The sequence below is a fragment of the Leclercia sp. UBA5958 genome, assembly GCF_002430365.1.
GTDB classification, from domain to species: Bacteria; Pseudomonadota; Gammaproteobacteria; order Enterobacterales; family Enterobacteriaceae; genus Enterobacter; species Enterobacter pneumoniae.
Genome location: NZ_DJCE01000009.1, coordinates 63,680 through 79,276, shown reverse-complemented (window position 1 = coordinate 79,276; position 15,597 = coordinate 63,680). Strand labels below are relative to the sequence as shown.

The 15,597-nt window shown below is 54.4% G+C and carries 13 protein-coding genes; 7 read left to right on the top strand and 6 right to left on the bottom strand.

Annotated features, from left to right (window positions below; translation table 11 throughout):
* Positions 1-60: 60 nt before the first annotated feature.
* Both rmuC and udp read right to left on the bottom strand, forming a co-directional pair.
* On the bottom strand, positions 61-1,518 hold the full coding sequence (gene rmuC / locus B2Q93_RS15190; protein WP_286933649.1) for a DNA recombination protein RmuC: 1,458 nt from the start codon (positions 1,516-1,518) through the stop codon (positions 61-63).
* 138 nt (positions 1,519-1,656) lie between these two features.
* Positions 1,657-2,418, bottom strand: a complete 762-nt coding sequence (udp, locus tag B2Q93_RS15185; RefSeq protein WP_040078135.1) for a uridine phosphorylase — start codon at positions 2,416-2,418, stop codon at positions 1,657-1,659.
* A gap of 249 nt (positions 2,419-2,667) precedes the next feature.
* On the opposite strand from udp, the gene B2Q93_RS15180 reads away from it, so the two are divergent.
* The 4 genes from B2Q93_RS15180 (at position 2,668) to B2Q93_RS15165 (ending at position 7,790) form a co-directional block, all read left to right on the top strand.
* Positions 2,668-3,474 carry a dienelactone hydrolase family protein gene (locus B2Q93_RS15180; protein ID WP_207292590.1) on the top strand — a complete coding sequence of 269 codons (807 nt, stop codon included), beginning with the start codon at positions 2,668-2,670 and terminating at the stop codon, positions 3,472-3,474.
* Between the two features lie 177 nt (positions 3,475-3,651).
* Positions 3,652-5,466 carry a beta-glucoside-specific PTS transporter subunit IIABC gene (locus B2Q93_RS15175; RefSeq protein ID WP_286933648.1) on the top strand — a complete coding sequence of 605 codons (1,815 nt, stop codon included), beginning with the start codon at positions 3,652-3,654 and terminating at the stop codon, positions 5,464-5,466.
* Positions 5,466-6,929: a glycoside hydrolase family 1 protein gene (locus B2Q93_RS15170; protein WP_286933647.1), complete on the top strand. Its 1,464-nt coding sequence runs from the start codon at positions 5,466-5,468 to the stop codon at positions 6,927-6,929. Before B2Q93_RS15175 ends, B2Q93_RS15170 begins: the two co-directional genes overlap by 1 nt.
* Before the next feature lie 24 nt (positions 6,930-6,953).
* Positions 6,954-7,790: a PRD domain-containing protein gene (locus B2Q93_RS15165; protein ID WP_286933646.1), complete on the top strand. Its 837-nt coding sequence runs from the start codon at positions 6,954-6,956 to the stop codon at positions 7,788-7,790.
* Positions 7,791-7,807: 17 nt separating this feature from the next.
* On the opposite strand, the gene metE is transcribed toward B2Q93_RS15165, so the two are convergent.
* A complete protein-coding gene (gene metE / locus B2Q93_RS15160; RefSeq protein WP_286933645.1) occupies positions 7,808-10,069 on the bottom strand; it encodes a 5-methyltetrahydropteroyltriglutamate--homocysteine S-methyltransferase in 2,262 nt (753 codons plus the stop codon).
* Between the two features lie 115 nt (positions 10,070-10,184).
* Between metE and metR the strand changes: the two genes are divergently transcribed.
* Positions 10,185-11,138 (top strand): HTH-type transcriptional regulator MetR, encoded by a 954-nt coding sequence (gene metR, locus B2Q93_RS15155; protein WP_040078127.1) that lies wholly within the window; start codon positions 10,185-10,187, stop codon positions 11,136-11,138.
* On the opposite strand, the gene B2Q93_RS15150 is transcribed toward metR, so the two are convergent.
* The 3 genes from B2Q93_RS15150 to pldB all read right to left on the bottom strand — a co-directional run bounded on the left by B2Q93_RS15150 (position 11,026) and on the right by pldB (position 13,826).
* Positions 11,026-11,925, bottom strand: coding sequence for a carboxylate/amino acid/amine transporter (locus B2Q93_RS15150; RefSeq protein WP_046886539.1), 900 nt, complete (start codon positions 11,923-11,925; stop codon positions 11,026-11,028). The genes metR and B2Q93_RS15150 overlap by 113 nt on opposite strands.
* Before the next feature lie 82 nt (positions 11,926-12,007).
* Positions 12,008-12,808 (bottom strand): sugar/pyridoxal phosphate phosphatase YigL, encoded by an 801-nt coding sequence (gene yigL / locus B2Q93_RS15145; RefSeq protein ID WP_046886538.1) that lies wholly within the window; start codon positions 12,806-12,808, stop codon positions 12,008-12,010.
* A gap of 25 nt (positions 12,809-12,833) precedes the next feature.
* The gene (gene pldB / locus B2Q93_RS15140; RefSeq protein WP_046886537.1) at positions 12,834-13,826 is read right to left on the bottom strand and encodes a lysophospholipase L2; all 993 of its coding nucleotides are present in this window, start codon (positions 13,824-13,826) and stop codon (positions 12,834-12,836) included.
* Between the two features lie 109 nt (positions 13,827-13,935).
* Here pldB and rhtB point away from each other — a divergent pair, with 109 nt between their 5' ends.
* Together rhtB and B2Q93_RS15130 are read left to right on the top strand one after the other, a co-directional pair.
* The gene (rhtB, locus tag B2Q93_RS15135) at positions 13,936-14,556 is read left to right on the top strand and encodes a homoserine/homoserine lactone efflux protein (protein WP_286933644.1); all 621 of its coding nucleotides are present in this window, start codon (positions 13,936-13,938) and stop codon (positions 14,554-14,556) included.
* A 491-nt stretch (positions 14,557-15,047) separates the two neighbouring features.
* Complete coding sequence (locus B2Q93_RS15130) at positions 15,048-15,503, top strand: winged helix-turn-helix domain-containing protein (protein WP_052953295.1); 456 nt, start codon at positions 15,048-15,050, stop codon at positions 15,501-15,503.
* Positions 15,504-15,597: the final 94 nt, after the last annotated feature.

The following is a 15,597-nucleotide window of genomic DNA, read 5'->3' as shown; positions in this document are numbered from 1 at the left end:
GCCTGCTAATCAGTCAAATGTTCGAGAAGTGTAACAGATTGGGCGCATTTGCCCTATGATTCAACCACCCTGAGAATAACGTTCCAGGGGGTGTTGTGTGACGTGAGGGTCAGTTAATTCATTGTCTTTATTGGCTGAAACTTGCGCGTCGCTCGCCTCACGCAGGCGATACTCTTCGTCCTGCGATGTTGCATATTCTGCTAAATCCGGATTTATCTCGCGCTTTACCTCTACGCCAAGGCTACGGAATGACTCTGCCTGCGCAAGGAGGTTACCCCGCCCGGAGGTAAGTTTTTTCATGGCCTGATGATAGTTATCCTGGGCGCGATCCAGACTCTGCCCGACGGAGGACATATCATCCACGAACAGGCGCATCTTGTCGTACAGCTTGCTGGCGCGATCGGCGATCTGCTGAGCATTGCGGCTTTGGTGTTCATAACGCCACAAATTGGCGATGGTGCGCAGCGCCACCAGCAGCGTGGTGGGGCTCACCAGCATGATGTTATTTTTTAATGCTTCGGTGATCAGTTCCGGCTGCCTGTCGAGCGCCAGCAAGAAGGCCGGCTCGACGGGGATAAACATCAGGACGTAATCCAGCGACCGCAGGCCAGGCAACTGCTGATAATCTTTGCGACCCAGCAGGCGAATATGGTTTCGCACCGAGGCGATATGCTCCTGGAGCGCCGACTCGCGAGTGTACTCATCTTCGGCGTTGAAGTAGCGCTCATAGGCCACCAGCGTCATTTTCGCATCAATAACCACGTCTTTGCCCTGCGGCAAACGCACGATAACGTCGGGCTGCATACGCGCGCGGGTGTCGGTTTCGATACTGACCTGGGTTTCATACTCATGCCCCTCTCGCAGGCCCGATGCCTCCAGCACGCGAGTTAACACCACTTCGCCCCAGTTACCCTGGGTTTTATTATCGCCTTTCAGCGCCCGGGTCAGGTTTACGGCCTCCTGAGCCATCTGGGCATTGAGCTGCTGAAGATTACGAATTTCATGCGCCAGCGTGTGCCGCTCGCGAGACTCCTGACCAAAGCTCTCTTGCACCTGGCGGCGAAAGCCATCCAGCTGTTCACGCAGGGGGGCAAGCAGGCCGTTCAGGCTCTGACGGTTTTGCTCATCGGCACGGCGATTGCTCTGTTCGAAGATGCGGTTGGCCAGGTTTTCGAACTGCTCGCTAAGGCGCTGCTCGCTGTTCATCATCTGGCGGATTTTGTCTTCTGCATGCAGTTGGGTCGATTCCAGGCGGGTGGTCACTTCGCGGAGATCGGCCTCCAGCGAGGTGTTGATGTCGCGTAAATTACGCAGTTCGTTATTAAGCAACTCACACTCATCACGCCAGTGTGCGCTTTGGGCAACCTGCTGTTTCACTGCGCTTAATTCAGCAACGATCTCTTCACGTTCCGCCAGCTGGTCGGCTTTTTGTTGGGCATGTTGATAACTGGCAAGCAGCCAGCCTATCGCTACGCTCACCAGTGCCACTACGGCATAAAAAATGACTGAGATATCCACATCGCCCCCTGCATCAAGGTATTACCGGCACAAAATAGAATTGTGCTGTATAAACGTCCACCCTGGAAAGGCTTTTCTGCAAGGGATTACGCAAAGAAAAAGGCCGAACAGGTCGGCCTTTGTCGAAGGGAAACGGCGTTAGATCAGGCGACGCGCTGCTTCAACCACGATTTTCACCGCATGGCTCTCGGTCTGTTTCATGGTTTCGGCGTTCGGGATCTCTTGCTGAGTGCGGTTTACGATAACGCCCGCCACCATACCGGCACGCAGACCCTGGCTTGCGCACATGGTCAGCAGCGTTGCCGACTCCATTTCGTAGTTCATTACGCCCATGGACTGCCACTCTTCCATCGACCCTTTGAAGCGGTTCACCACACGGCCGGAGAAGGTATCGTAACGCTCCTGGCCTGGGTAGAAGGTATCGGAAGAGGCGGTCACGCCCACGTGCGTGGTTGCGCCCACAGATTTCGCCGCTTCAACCAGCGCAGTGGTGCATTCGAAATCAGCCACTGCCGGGAATTCCATTGGGGCAAAGTGCAGACTTGCTCCGTCCAGACGCACGGATGCGGTGGTCACCAGGACGTCACCCACGTTGATATGCGGCTGAATAGCGCCGGTGGTGCCAATACGCAGGAAGGTACGAATCCCCAGCTGCGCCAGCTCTTCAACAGCAATTGACGTAGAAGGGCCGCCGATACCGGTAGAGCAGACAATAACCGCTTTGCCGTCCAGCTCTGCACGCCAGGTGGTGAATTCGCGATGCGATGCCAGCTTAACCGGCTTATCCATCAGCGCGGCGATCTTTTCCACACGCTCCGGATCGCCAGGGACGATAGCAAGCGTAGCCCCTTGTAAATCGTTTTTGGTGAGGCCGAGATGAAAAACATCAGACTTGGACATAAGTGACTCCTCTGTGGGTCGGATTGTCAGCAGAAGTAAAAAGGTACTCTACAGAAGCAGAAGGACGATTTACGTGACGCACCTCACCTTGAATGAAAATGATTGCATGCTATTTCCATAAAATAGTGATCAACATCACATTTACAAGTTATATCAGCCCTTGCAGCACAAAAGATAGCCGCTTTCGGGCACTGTGGAATAATGACCTGCAGTCTATATTTATATGCACCAATTGGTACGGAGAATGCCATGACTGAAAAATCTGCTTTTGCCCCTGCCGCTGGCCCGCAGGCCGCAACGGTTGTCTCCACCCCGGAACAGGCGATTACCGCCGGTGAGACATCTATTCCGACGCAGGGCGAGAATATGCCTGCCTATCATGCCCGCCCAAAAGATGCCGAAGGCGCCCTGCCGATCGTGATTGTGGTACAGGAAATCTTTGGCGTGCATGAACATATCCGCGATATCTGCCGCCGTCTGGCGCTGGAGGGCTACCTGGCCGTGGCTCCTGAGCTCTATTTCCGTCAGGGCGATCCCAATGAGTACAGCGACATCCCGACCCTGTTCAGCAACCTGGTGACAAAAGTGCCGGATGCGCAGGTCCTGGCCGACCTCGATCACGTGGCAAACTGGGCAGCCCGCAACGGCGGCGATCCGCATCGCCTGCTGATGACCGGTTTCTGCTGGGGCGGTCGCATTAGCTGGCTCTATGCAGCCCATAACCCGCAGCTGAAGGCGGCGGTGGCATGGTACGGCAAGCTGGTCGGTGAAAAGACCCTTAACTCACCCAAACATCCGGTTGATATCGCCACCGATCTCAATGCCCCCGTGCTGGGGCTGTATGGCGCGGAAGATACGGGCATTCCCCAGGATACCGTCGAGACCATGCGCCAGGCGCTGCGCGCTGCCAACGCGAAGGCGGAGATCGTGGTATATCCTGAGGCTGGCCATGCGTTTAATGCCGACTACCGCCCGAGCTATCATGAAGAGTCAGCCAAAGATGGCTGGCAGAGAATGCTGGGCTGGTTCCGCCAGTACGGGGCGAAAAAAAGTTAAGCGGCTCACAATTCGCACCCTCCGTTCTGCCGGGTGTTTGACTTTTAAACACAATCTGGACGATATAAACAGCACAGGCGTGTAACTACGATCCGTAGGCAAGACCTGAAGCCCATCTCCCTTTCGGGGGAGATGGGCTTCAGGTCTTTTTTTTTGCTCTGGAGACAGGGGCCAGACATGAATCACTTGCAGACTGCGCTGGACATCATCACCCAGGTGGGCGGTGCTGAAAATATCGAACATATCGAACACTGCTCGACTCGCTTGCGTCTGAGCCTCTACGACAATGGCAAAGTCAACGAGGCTGCGCTGGCAAAGATTGACGGCGTACTCGGCGTGCGTATTAACGTGCAATGCCAGGTGATCATCGGCCATGAGGTAGTGCAGGTCTACGAGGCGGTGCGTTCACTTGCGGGCGAGCCGCAGGCTCAGTCCACGCAATCTGTCAGTACCAAAGCCAGCCGTAGCGCTCAGGCGGTGGATTTTGTGATCAGCGTTTTTCAGCCGCTGGTGCCTGCCATCGCAGGCGGTGGCGTGCTGAAATCGTTGCTGTTGCTGCTGGATGTACTGGGCTGGCTGAGCCGGGATAGCGACACCTATAAAGTGCTGGATAACATCGGCTCAGCACCGCTCTGGTTCTTGCCGATTCTGGTGGCGATCACCACCGCCATGAAGTTAAAAGTTAACGTTCTGGTCGCGGTTTCGGCAGTTTCCGTCATGCTCTTACCGGCCATGACCAAACAGCTGGCAGAGGGCACGGCGTTTATGTCGTTTGATCTGCGCAACGTGGCTTACGCATCGCAGGTCTTCCCGGCGATTCTCTGCGTGCTGTTTTACGCCCAGACTGAAAAACTGTTTAACCGCTATTCGCCAGGAGCGCTGCGCATCTTCCTGTCGCCAATGCTGTCGCTGCTGGTGACGGTACCCGTCACGCTGCTCATTCTGGGACCGCTGGGTTACGAGCTGGGCGCCGGGCTGGCAACGGTGATTCTGTGGCTGTATGGCAAGCTGGGCTTTGTGGCCACCGGCCTGCTTGCCGCTGCCCTCCCCTTTATGGTTGCCGCCGGCATGCACAAACCGATGCTTCCTTATGCCGTCGCGTCGATGAGCCAGTTTGGTCGCGAAATGCTCTATCTGCCTGCGTCGCTGGCGCACAATATTGCCGAATCGGGCGCCTGCCTCGCCATCGCCCTGAAAAGCAAAGACAAAGTATTAAAGTCCACCGCCTTCTCCGCTGGGATCTCTGCGCTGTTTGGCATTACCGAGCCGGCGCTTTACGGCGTGACGCTCCTGAACAAAAAAGCGCTCTATAGCGTGATTTTAGGCAGCGTGGTTGGCGGCGCCTTTATCGGCTGGATGGCGATCGAAGCCTTTGCCCTGGTCGGCCCTGGCCTTGCCAGCATCTCCATGTTTGTCTCGCCCGATAACCCAACGAACATCGTCTGGGCGTTTGCTGGCGCCGGGCTCTCTTTTGCTATCGCCTTTATCAGCGCCCTGCTGTTGTGGCGTGATAAAGCGGCGGAAAAAACGGATGAGCTGACCTTCACCCGCCCGGTAGAGGGGCAAATCATTCCGCTGGAGAATGTTAATGACGATGTTTTCGCACGCAAAATTATGGGGGATGGCATCGCCATCGTTCCCTCCCAGGGGGTGCTGCGCGCCCCGGCAGACGGCACCGTAGTCAATATATTTGAGAGTGGCCATGCGCTGAGTCTGCTCACCGATGCGGGCGTAGAGTTAATTTTTCACATCGGTATCGACACCATCAAACTTCAGGGCGAGGGCTTCTCGCCACAGGTGAAAGAAGGCCAGCAGGTGAAGCGCGGCGAAACCCTGATTGAATTTTCTCTCGACACCATCACCGCCGCCGGGCTCGATCCGGTGGTGATGATGGTCGTAACAAACGGCGAACGCTTTTCGCTGACACCAGGCAGTAACGACGATAAAAATCACAATCCTCACATCATCATGACGCTTAAGGAGTCCGTGTAATGGAGAAATCCCTCCCGTTTCCGCAAGGTTTTTTATGGGGCGGTGCCATCGCTGCCAATCAGGCTGAAGGGGCATGGAACGTTGACGGCAAAGGGCCGTCAGTGGCTGATGCCATCACCTGGAAACCGAACCTGTCATTAAAGGATTACGATGGCCATATGGCGCTCACGGATGAGAACATCCGCGATGCGTTTGAAGGTAAGAACGATGCGTTGTACCCCAAACGTCGCGGCATCGATTTCTATCACCACTATAAAGACGACATTGCGCTATTCGCTGAGATGGGTTTTACCGTGCTGCGCGTATCGATTGCCTGGTCACGCATTTTTCCCAATGGTGAAGACGCCGCACCAAACGAGGCGGGCCTGCGGTTTTATGAAGAGATGTTCCGCGAACTGCGTCGCCATAATATCGAACCGCTGGTGACGCTCTCCCACTATGAGATGCCGCTGGCGCTCAGTGAAAAGTATAACGGCTGGGTCCATCGCAACGTGGTGGATGCCTTTGTGCGCTTCAGCAAAGTCTGTTTCGAGCGCTATAAAGATCTGGTGCGTTACTGGCTTACCTTTAATGAGATCGACAGTATTCACCGCCACCCCTTTACCACCGCCGGTATTCGCGAGGAAAAAAGCGCCCCGGGCAAAGCGAAGCAGGATATCTACCAGGGGCTGCACCACCAGTTCGTCGCCTCAGCGCTGGTCACCCGCGACTGCCATGACATCATTCCGGGCAGCCAGGTGGGCTGTATGCTGACCAAGCTCACCACCTACCCACACAGCTGCCGTCCAGAAGATGTGGAAGCAACGCTGAAGAAAAACCTTGAGAACTACTTCTATGCCGATGTGCAGGTGTTCGGCGAGTATCCGCCGCTGATCCTGCGCGAGCTGGCCCGCCGCGATATTCAAATTGAGATGCTGGCCGACGATCAACGCATTTTAAAAGAGAATACCGTCGACTTTGTCTCATTTAGCTACTACATGTCGCTGACAGAATCCACTCAGCCTGATGTAGAACGCATCCCTGGCAATACCGTCCTCGGCGTGAAAAACCCCTACCTTCCTGCCTCTGAATGGGGCTGGCAGATCGATCCGGTAGGGCTAAAAATCTCGCTGCTTGAACTCTATGACCGTTATCAGAAGCCGCTTTTTATCGTCGAAAATGGGTTAGGTGCCAAAGACGTTGTGGAAGATGGGAAGATTCACGATAGCTACCGTATCGACTATTTCCGTGCCCACTTCGCGCAAACTTTGGCAGCTATTAATGAAGGGGTGGATGTGATGGGATTCACCACCTGGGGCTGCATTGACATTATCAGCGCAGGGACGTCACAAATGTCCAAGCGCTATGGCTTTATCTATGTCGACCAGGATGATGAAGGCAAAGGCACCCTCAAGCGCCTGAAAAAGGACTCCTTCTGGTGGTACCAGAAAGTGATTGCCAGCAATGGCGCGGATATGGGCTAAGCGGCGCGGCCGCAGGAAATGACCGTGATTACGATAAAAAAATCGCTTAATAACAGCATGCTGCTGGTCGATCATGACCAGCGTGAGATGATCCTGTTCGGCAAAGGGATCGGTTTTGGCGCAAAACCGGGTACACCGATCGACCTGAATCAGGTCGAGAAAGTGTTCCTGCCGTTAAACGACCTTAAGTCTCGCCATTTTTTATCGCTGACCGATACGATTCCTGCGGCATTCTTTGAACTCAGCCACGAGATCCTGCTCCTCGCTCGCGGTCTATGCGGCGATAAGCTGAACTCCGTCCTGCTCTTTACCCTTGCCGAACACCTCCATTTTGCCGTGGAGCGCAGCCGCAGCGGCCAGGTCATCCTCAATAAACTGAGCTGGGAGGTGAAGCGCTACTATCCGCAAGAGTACAGCGTTGGGGTGCAGGCGCGGGAGCGGGTCAGCGCGCTATTTGACGTTTCCCTGCCGGAAGATGAAGCCGTGAATATCGCTTTTCACCTCATTAACGCCAGCAGCCAGAGCGACGATAGCCATGCCCATCAACAGGTGGAGTTAGTCAATCGCATCGCGGAGATCGTGCGCTATAAGTTAAGAAACGCCATTGATACCGGATCGGTGAACTATATGCGCTTTATTACCCATCTGCGCTATTTTGCCGAACGCGTGCTGGCAGGAAAAATTGTCTTTAGCGAGACGGAAGATTTTTATCAGGAACTGATGCGTCATCGCCCGGACGCCATGACCGTCGCATGGGTGATTCGGGATTATGTGCAGGAGAAGCATCAGCTCACCTTACCGAAAGATGAGCTGACGTGGTTAAGCATTCATATCAGCCGACTGATGGATGGGCAGGCATAGCCCATCCCAATTTTTGCTTACGCCTGACGTAAGTTGCGCGCGGCTTCTACCATGTTCGCCAGTGCGGCACGGGTCTCCGGCCAGCCGCGGGTTTTCAGGCCACAGTCCGGGTTTACCCACAGGCGTGCGGCCGGAATACGCTGTGCCGCCTTCTGCAGCAGGGCCTCAATCCACTCTACGCTCGGCACGTTTGGCGAGTGAATATCATAAACGCCAGGCCCGATTTCGTTCGGGTAGTCAAATTCCTCGAACGACTCCAGCAGCTCCATATCCGAACGCGAGGTCTCGATGGTGATCACATCAGCATCCAGCGCGGCAATGGCATCCATGATGTCGTTAAATTCGCAGTAGCACATATGGGTGTGGATCTGCGTGTCATCCCTGGCCACGGCGGCGTTGATGCGAAAAGCGTCCACGCCCCACTTGAGGTAAGCATCCCAGTCGCTGCGGCGCAGCGGCAGACCTTCACGCAGCGCCGGTTCGTCAATCTGGATGATGCCAATGCCCGCCGCTTCCAGATCCGCCACTTCATCCCGCAGCGCCAGCGCGATTTGCTTCGCGATGGTTTCACGGCTGACGTCTTCACGGGGGAAGGACCAGCAGAGAATAGTCACCGGGCCGGTGAGCATGCCTTTCACCGGTTTGTCGGTCAGCGACTGTGCATATTTTGCCCACTCGACGGTGATCGCCGCCGGACGGCTGATGTCGCCAATCACCACTGGCGGTTTTACGCATCGGGAGCCGTAGCTCTGTACCCAGCCATTCTGGGTAAAGACAAAGCCATCCAGGTGCTCGCCAAAGTATTCCACCATATCGTTACGTTCAGCCTCACCGTGTACCAGCACGTCCAGGCCTAAGCGCTCCTGCTCCACAATAGCCTGTTTGATGTGCTCAGCGATGCCGGTGCGATAATGGGCGGCATCAAGATTCCCCTTTTTGAAGTCCAGCCGCAGGCCGCGAATCTCCGTGGTTTGCGGGAAGGAGCCGATGGTAGTGGTTGGCCACGCAGGCAGCCTGAAGCGGGCGCGCTGCGCTTCAGCACGTACCGCATAAGGGCTCTGACGCTGGCTATCCTGGGAGGTAATGGCGGCCAGACGTTGTTCTACCGCCGGATTGTGCACGCGCGCCGAGTGACGACGCGCCTGAATTGGGGCGCTCCACTCGATTATCGCTGCCGTATCACCGCTGTTCAGTGCATCGCGTAGTAAGGCCAGCTCTTCACACTTTTGCAGGGCGAAGGCAAACCAGCTTTTCACCTCTGGGTCCAGACGGGTTTCCACGCTGAGATCGATGGGGCTGTGCAGCAGGGAGCAGGAGGAAGCTACCCACAGTTCACGCAGGCCTGCGATATCGTTAATTTGACCATATTTCTCCGTGAGATCGGCGCGCCAGACGTTACGTCCGTTCACCAGACCGGCAGAGAGCAGCCACTCCGCGGGCAGGCGCTGGTGCAGTTCAGCGACATCATCTTTGCCGTGAACCAGATCGACGTGTAGCCCCTGCACTGGCAGCGCAGTAATAGTGTCGAGGTTCGGTGTGACGCCTTCGAAATAGGTGGTCAGCAGCAACTTCACCTGGCCCGTTAGCGTTTCATACGCCGGTTTGTAAGCATCCAGCCACGCCTGCGGTAGCTCAAGCACCAGCGCCGGTTCGTCGATCTGTACCCACTGAATGCCGCGTTTGCCCAGTTCAATAAGCACCTGTTTGTAGACCGGCAGGATCTCGTTCAGCAGGCTCAGTCGATCAAATTGCTCACCCTTCACTTTACCCAGCCACAGGTAAGTGAGCGGGCCCAGCAGCACCGGTTTGACGTGGTGGCCCAGCGCCAGCGCTTCGTCCACTTCCTCCAGAAGCTGGGTCCAGGTCAGCTTGAACTGCTGGCCTTTGACAAATTCCGGCACCATATAGTGATAGTTGGTGTTAAACCACTTGGTCATTTCCGCCGCAGCCGCTGGCTCCCCCGTCGGCGCACGGCCACGGCCAATACGGAACAGGGTATCGATATCTACCGATCCATCTTTGTTCTGATGACGAGCCGGCACGTTACCAAGCAGCAGGCTGGTGGTCAGAACATGGTCGTACCAGGCAAAATCCCCTACCGGCAGCAGATCGATGCCTGCCTGTTTTTGCTGCTCCCAGTGACGTGCGCGCAGCTCGCGTCCGACCGCCAGAAGCTCCTCACGGGTGGCATTGCCCGCCCAGTAGCGCTCTTGTGCTTTTTTCAATTCGCGGCGCAGGCCAACGCGAGGGAAACCGAGTGTGTGATTGCGGATAGTCATGGTATGCCCCTTATGAAATTCGTTATTTAGACGTCCAGATGTTTACACATCTATAATTGGCAGGTAGTGTATATTCCTCAAGCGCAAAATATTCACGGCGAAGTGAAGGACTTTCATGATTGAGATTAAACACCTGAAAACGCTCCAGGCGTTGCGGAACTGCGGCTCCCTGGCAGCGGCGGCGGCCACGCTGCACCAGACCCAGTCCGCCCTTTCTCACCAGTTCAGCGATCTGGAACAACGCCTTGGCTTTCGTCTGTTTGTGCGCAAGAGCCAGCCTCTGCGCTTTACTCCGCAGGGGGAGATTTTGCTCCAGCTGGCCAATCAGGTACTGCCGCAAATTGCCAGCGCCCTGCAAGCCTGTAACGAGCCGCAGCAGACCAAATTGCGTATCGCCATTGAGTGCCATAGCTGTATTCAGTGGTTGACGCCCGCACTTGAGAACTTCCGCCAGAAGTGGCCGCAGGTTGAGATGGACTTTAAATCTGGCGTGACCTTTGACCCGCAGCCCTCGCTCCAGCAGGGCGAGCTGGATCTGGTGATGACCTCAGACATTCTGCCGCGCAGCGGTTTGCACTATTCGCCGATGTTTGATTTTGAAGTGCGTCTGGTGCTGGCGCCGGATCACCCTCTGGCCAGCAAAACGCGCATTACCCCGGAAGATCTGGCGACGGAAACCCTGTTGATCTATCCGGTGCAGCGCAGTCGCCTGGATATCTGGCGTCACTTCCTGCAGCCCGCGGGCATTAGCCCGCAGCTGAAAAGTGTGGATAACACTCTGTTGTTGATTCAGATGGTGGCGGCCAGCATGGGGATCGCCGCGCTGCCGCACTGGGTAGTGGAGAGTTTTGAACGCCAGGGTCTGGTGGTGACCAAAACCCTGGGCGATGGGCTGTGGAGCCGGCTGTACTCTGCCGTGCGCGATGGCGAGCAGCGTCAGCCGGTAACGGAGGCGTTTATTCGCTCAGCGCGGAACCACGCGTGCGACCATCTTCCGTTTGTACGGAGCGCGGAGCGACCCAACGCCGATGTACCCACAGCGAAGCCAGGATCACTGTTCCCCCAATAACGAAGCTCGGCCAGTGGGGTTGTTCCTGCCAGATGGCCAGATTCACCAGCAGCCCTGCGGGCACATGCACGTTGTTCATAATGCCCAGCGTCCCGGCGTCGACCTGAGTTGCCCCATAGTTCCACATGAAGTAACCCAAACCGGAGGCCACCACACCCAGCCAGACCAGCACACCCCACTGTAGGGAGGTCGTTGGCAGTTTTTGCGGATTTCCCAACATAAACCACGCCGCCACCGCCACAATCGCCGCGCCCATATAAAACCAGGCAAACGCATTGTGCTGGGGCATCGGACGCGTTTCCATCAGCCGTTTATAACCCACCATACCGATGGCAAAGCTAATATTTGCCAGCTGAACGAACATCAGTCCGGTCCAGAAATGATCGCTCACTTTGTCGTAGCGGATGATCGCCGCGCCCACTACCGCCAGCGCCGCGCTGAGCAGGTAGCCCCAGCGCAGACGGCGTTTACTGAGCAGATCGTAAATCAGCGTGATATAGAGCGGCGTTAGCACCGTAAAGAGCAGAAACTCCGACACCGACAGGTAGATATAGGCCCGAAAGCTAAAGAGGTACATGATGCCAAGCTGCATCGCCCCCACCAGCATGTACAGCAGAAGGGTTTGCAGCGACTGTCCGCGAGTGCGCAGAAACGGCAGGAACACTAGCGCAGCCAGTCCAACGCGCATCAGCACAGAGAAATAGCTGTCAACTGACCCGGCAAGATATTCGCCGATCAGGCTAAACGAGAAGGCCCACAGAATAGTGGTGATGATGAGTAGCGCCACAATGCTTGTCTCTCAGAAAGAAGGACAGGCATTGTAGCGAACTCTTTAGTTGACAACTGAGCAATAAACAACCAAATGAAGATTATTCAAGAAACAGTTTGCGCAGGTATTTCGGCACGGCGTTATCACCATTGGTGCCAATCACTTCCAGCTCTGGATGCAGATCTTTAAGGCGCTGATGCGCGTTGTCCATAATGCAGCCCTTCCCCGCCATGGAGAGCATTTCGGCGTCGTTCATGCCATCGCCAAAGGCGATGCAATCTTTCAGCTCAAAACCCAGACGTTTGGCGACCGCTTCCAGGGCATGACCTTTTGAGACGCCACCGGCCATGACTTCCAGGCAGGTCAGCGTGGAGAAGCTAACGTTGACGCGATCGCCCCAGCGCGCGTTGATGGCCTGCTCAAGCGGCAGCAGCGCCTCGTGGGTGTCACAGGTGAAGAAGACTTTGCTAATCCCTTCTGGCTCCAGTAGACCAGGCTCATAGAGGGAGTAGTTAAACACCGCCTCTTTGAAGAAACGCATCTCGTCCGGGCGATGGCGGTTCATAAACCACTCATCATCGCGATAGACGTTAGTGATGATATCCGGGTTGTTATACATCATGCCAAAGAGATCGACGGCAATGTCGCGATCCAGGTTGTGGGTGAAGATCAAATTACCATCGGTATCGTGAACACGCGCACCGTTGGAGGTGATCATATAGGCTTTGATGTCGAGGTTATCGCGGATCTGCCCCACATCTACATGGTGGCGACCGGTCGCGAAGACAAAGTTCACGCCACGCGCGGTCAGGAGTTTTAGGGTCTCTTTCGCGTAAGGCGATAAGGTGTGGTCGGGTGAGAGCAGCGTGCCGTCGAGATCAGACGCAACAACCTGGTACATAAGAAAATTTAACCTCTGGTGAATATCAATTATGCCGGTCGAAAAAACCGACGATGGCGTTGAGCGCAACTGAGCGCATATCGTCCTTTTCGAAAAGGATCTCATGGTACGCGCCTTTTATGACCATCGGCTTACCCCCTTCACAAGGGTGACCGGCGGCGGCACGCAATTCACAAAAGCGGTCGTGCATGCGGTTATCGACCACACGCTCCTCTTCCGCCTGAATCAGGAGTGTTGGAGTCGCATCATCTGCGACCCCGGCCAGCACCTGCTCACCGGCCAGAATGCCTTCCCGCACCCAGTGCCAGGTGGGGCCGCCGACGCGTAAACGCGGCTCGTCGGCATAAAAGCGTAAATTCCGGCGATAACGCTGGCGACTATGGGTCAAGACGTTAATGGCAAAGGGCAGCGCACGCCAGCGCCCGGTGCCTATGGCATAGCCCTCACGAATGCGCTGATGGCCCTCAGCCCAGTCGAGAATGTGGCGCACCATCCAGTCGGGTAAACGTATGATGATGCCAAACATCGGTGCCGTGAGCGCAATGGCATCGCACTGATGCACATGGCGTTGTAAAAAGAGCGTTGAAATGGCACCGCCCATGGAGTGAGCAAGGATATAACGCTTGCGCCACGGGCCGGGCAGGACCTCCTGAGTCCAGAACGCGGCCAGATCCTCAACATAATCGCTGAAGTGATCAACATGCCCACGATGCGTATCGGACAGCATACGACCCGACAGCCCTTGCCCACGATGGTCGATAATTAAAACATCAAAACCCATGTGGAACAGGTCATAGGCCAGCTCAGCATATTTTACGTAGCTTTCGATACGGCCTGGACAGACAACGATAACGCGATCGTTTTTCTCATCCCGAAAACGCACAAAGCGCACGGGAATCTCATTCACACCCGTAAACTCATCTTCCTCACGCTGACGCCAGAAATCGGTCAGCGGCCCCATGGAGAAAGCAGCAAAAGTGTTTTCTCGAGTTTCCCAGTCCTTTTTCTGCTGAAACATCGGGTTTCCACCCCCGTAAGCCAAGGAATATCGTTTTTTCGCAGCAGCTCACAAAACGAGCCGACATTAGCGTATTGTGGCATAAAAACAGACGTTCCGGGAGTTTCAAATGACCTTCGAATGGTGGTTCGCCTACCTGCTCACTTCTATCATCCTCAGCCTTTCACCGGGTTCTGGCGCGATTAATACCATGACGACCTCTATCAGCCATGGCTATCGCGGTGCCGCGGCGTCCATTGCCGGTTTGCAGACCGGGCTGGGTATTCATATTGTGCTGGTCGGGATTGGTCTGGGTACGCTTTTCTCCCGCTCGGTACTGGCATTTGAAGTGTTGAAGTGGGCAGGTGCCGCCTATCTGATCTGGCTGGGTATTCAGCAGTGGCGCGCAGCCGGTTCGCTGGACTTAAACACGCTGGCGGTGAGCCAGAATCGTAGCCGCCTGTTTAAACGCGCGGTGTTTGTAAACCTGACCAACCCGAAGAGCATTGTGTTTCTCGCCGCCCTCTTTCCGCAATTCATCGTTCCTCATCAACCTCAGGTAATGCAGTATGTGGTGCTCGGTGCTACCACTATTATCGTCGATGTCATTGTGATGATTGGTTACGCGACCCTGGCGCAGCGGATTGCCGCGTGGATTAAAGGGCCAAAACAGATGAAGGCCCTGAACAAAGTCTTCGGTTCACTGTTCGTGCTGGTGGGGGCGCTATTGGCCTCGGCACGGCATGCGTAACGAGAATGTATTGTGTATGAAACCCGGCGCATAGCGCGCCGGAAAATAGCGAAAGAAGGAGAAGCAATAAAATACCGCGTGTGGCACGACGGTAAAGAGCATTTGCCAGAATAATATATAAATAGTAAAGAATAAGTTTTAGCACGGTATTCACAACCGCAGGTTGATCTAACAATAAATAAGAATACAACCCTACCGATAACATTTAGTTTTATATTCCAATAAAGTCTTATTTTTAGTGCTTTTAGCTAATGGTCAAGGAAGAGACATGAGGCGTATAAAAAAATAACCCAGCAACTTTAACCGAAATAAAAAACCACATATTGATTAAATACAGACATTTCATTCCGTCAAAATGTAACTAACAGACAAAACCCGGCAAGCAACGTCAGTGCAATCGCGTCTTGAAATTACGCACACCAAACCTATAATTCCGACTGCTTTTTTTATTGCTGAGTGGACTGGTTATAATTACAGGACAAAGTGGTGATATGATTTATCAGCCATATGCTTTTTTAATTGATAATGTCATCCATATAGATATCAAGAAAGGTTGTATTTTCAGAATAGATAGCGTTGATAAAAACAATGAGTTGTCGTTAGGTATTCTTTATTTGAATGACACCATGATGTCTCTGCTTTCCTATCTCTTAATCCATGCACAAAAAAGGTATATCACCAAAGAAGAGGTATTGATAAAAGTATGGGACGAGAACAACCTCAGTTCATCTGGGACACGGCTATGGCAGGTCTTTACGACGTTGAAACAGAAGCTTGCTTTGCTTCACTTGCCGGAAAACTTGATTGAGTATGAAAAAAGAAAAGGATACATCATTAAACATGACAATATCCTGACACTCTATTATAAGGAAACTGAGAACAGTCAGCTGACAGTATCCGCGGTTAAACAACGTCGTGCCAGCACCTTCATCAGCCTCCATCAATAGTAATATTTTAAGATGAGAGCGCATTTTTAAAATCAGCGCTTACCTGAGCAACGCAATCAAATGAGAAATTAATATTCATTGTGCGAATGAAACA

Bases quoted from the DNA above. Each gene is read 5' to 3' on its own strand.
- yigL (WP_046886538.1), bottom strand. From the start codon at position 12,808: ATGTACCAGGTTGTTGCGTCTGATCTCGACGGCACGCTGCTCTCACCC.
- metE (WP_286933645.1), bottom strand. From the start codon at position 10,069: ATGACTATCCGCAATCACACACTCGGTTTCCCTCGCGTTGGCCTGCGC.
- rhtB (WP_286933644.1), top strand. From the start codon at position 13,936: ATGACCTTCGAATGGTGGTTCGCCTACCTGCTCACTTCTATCATCCTC.
- B2Q93_RS15130 (WP_052953295.1), top strand. From the start codon at position 15,048: ATGATTTATCAGCCATATGCTTTTTTAATTGATAATGTCATCCATATA.
- udp (WP_040078135.1), bottom strand. From the start codon at position 2,418: ATGTCCAAGTCTGATGTTTTTCATCTCGGCCTCACCAAAAACGATTTA.
- B2Q93_RS15175 (WP_286933648.1), top strand. From the start codon at position 3,652: ATGAATCACTTGCAGACTGCGCTGGACATCATCACCCAGGTGGGCGGT.
- metR (WP_040078127.1), top strand. From the start codon at position 10,185: ATGATTGAGATTAAACACCTGAAAACGCTCCAGGCGTTGCGGAACTGC.
- B2Q93_RS15180 (WP_207292590.1), top strand. From the start codon at position 2,668: ATGACTGAAAAATCTGCTTTTGCCCCTGCCGCTGGCCCGCAGGCCGCA.
- pldB (WP_046886537.1), bottom strand. From the start codon at position 13,826: ATGTTTCAGCAGAAAAAGGACTGGGAAACTCGAGAAAACACTTTTGCT.
- B2Q93_RS15170 (WP_286933647.1), top strand. From the start codon at position 5,466: ATGGAGAAATCCCTCCCGTTTCCGCAAGGTTTTTTATGGGGCGGTGCC.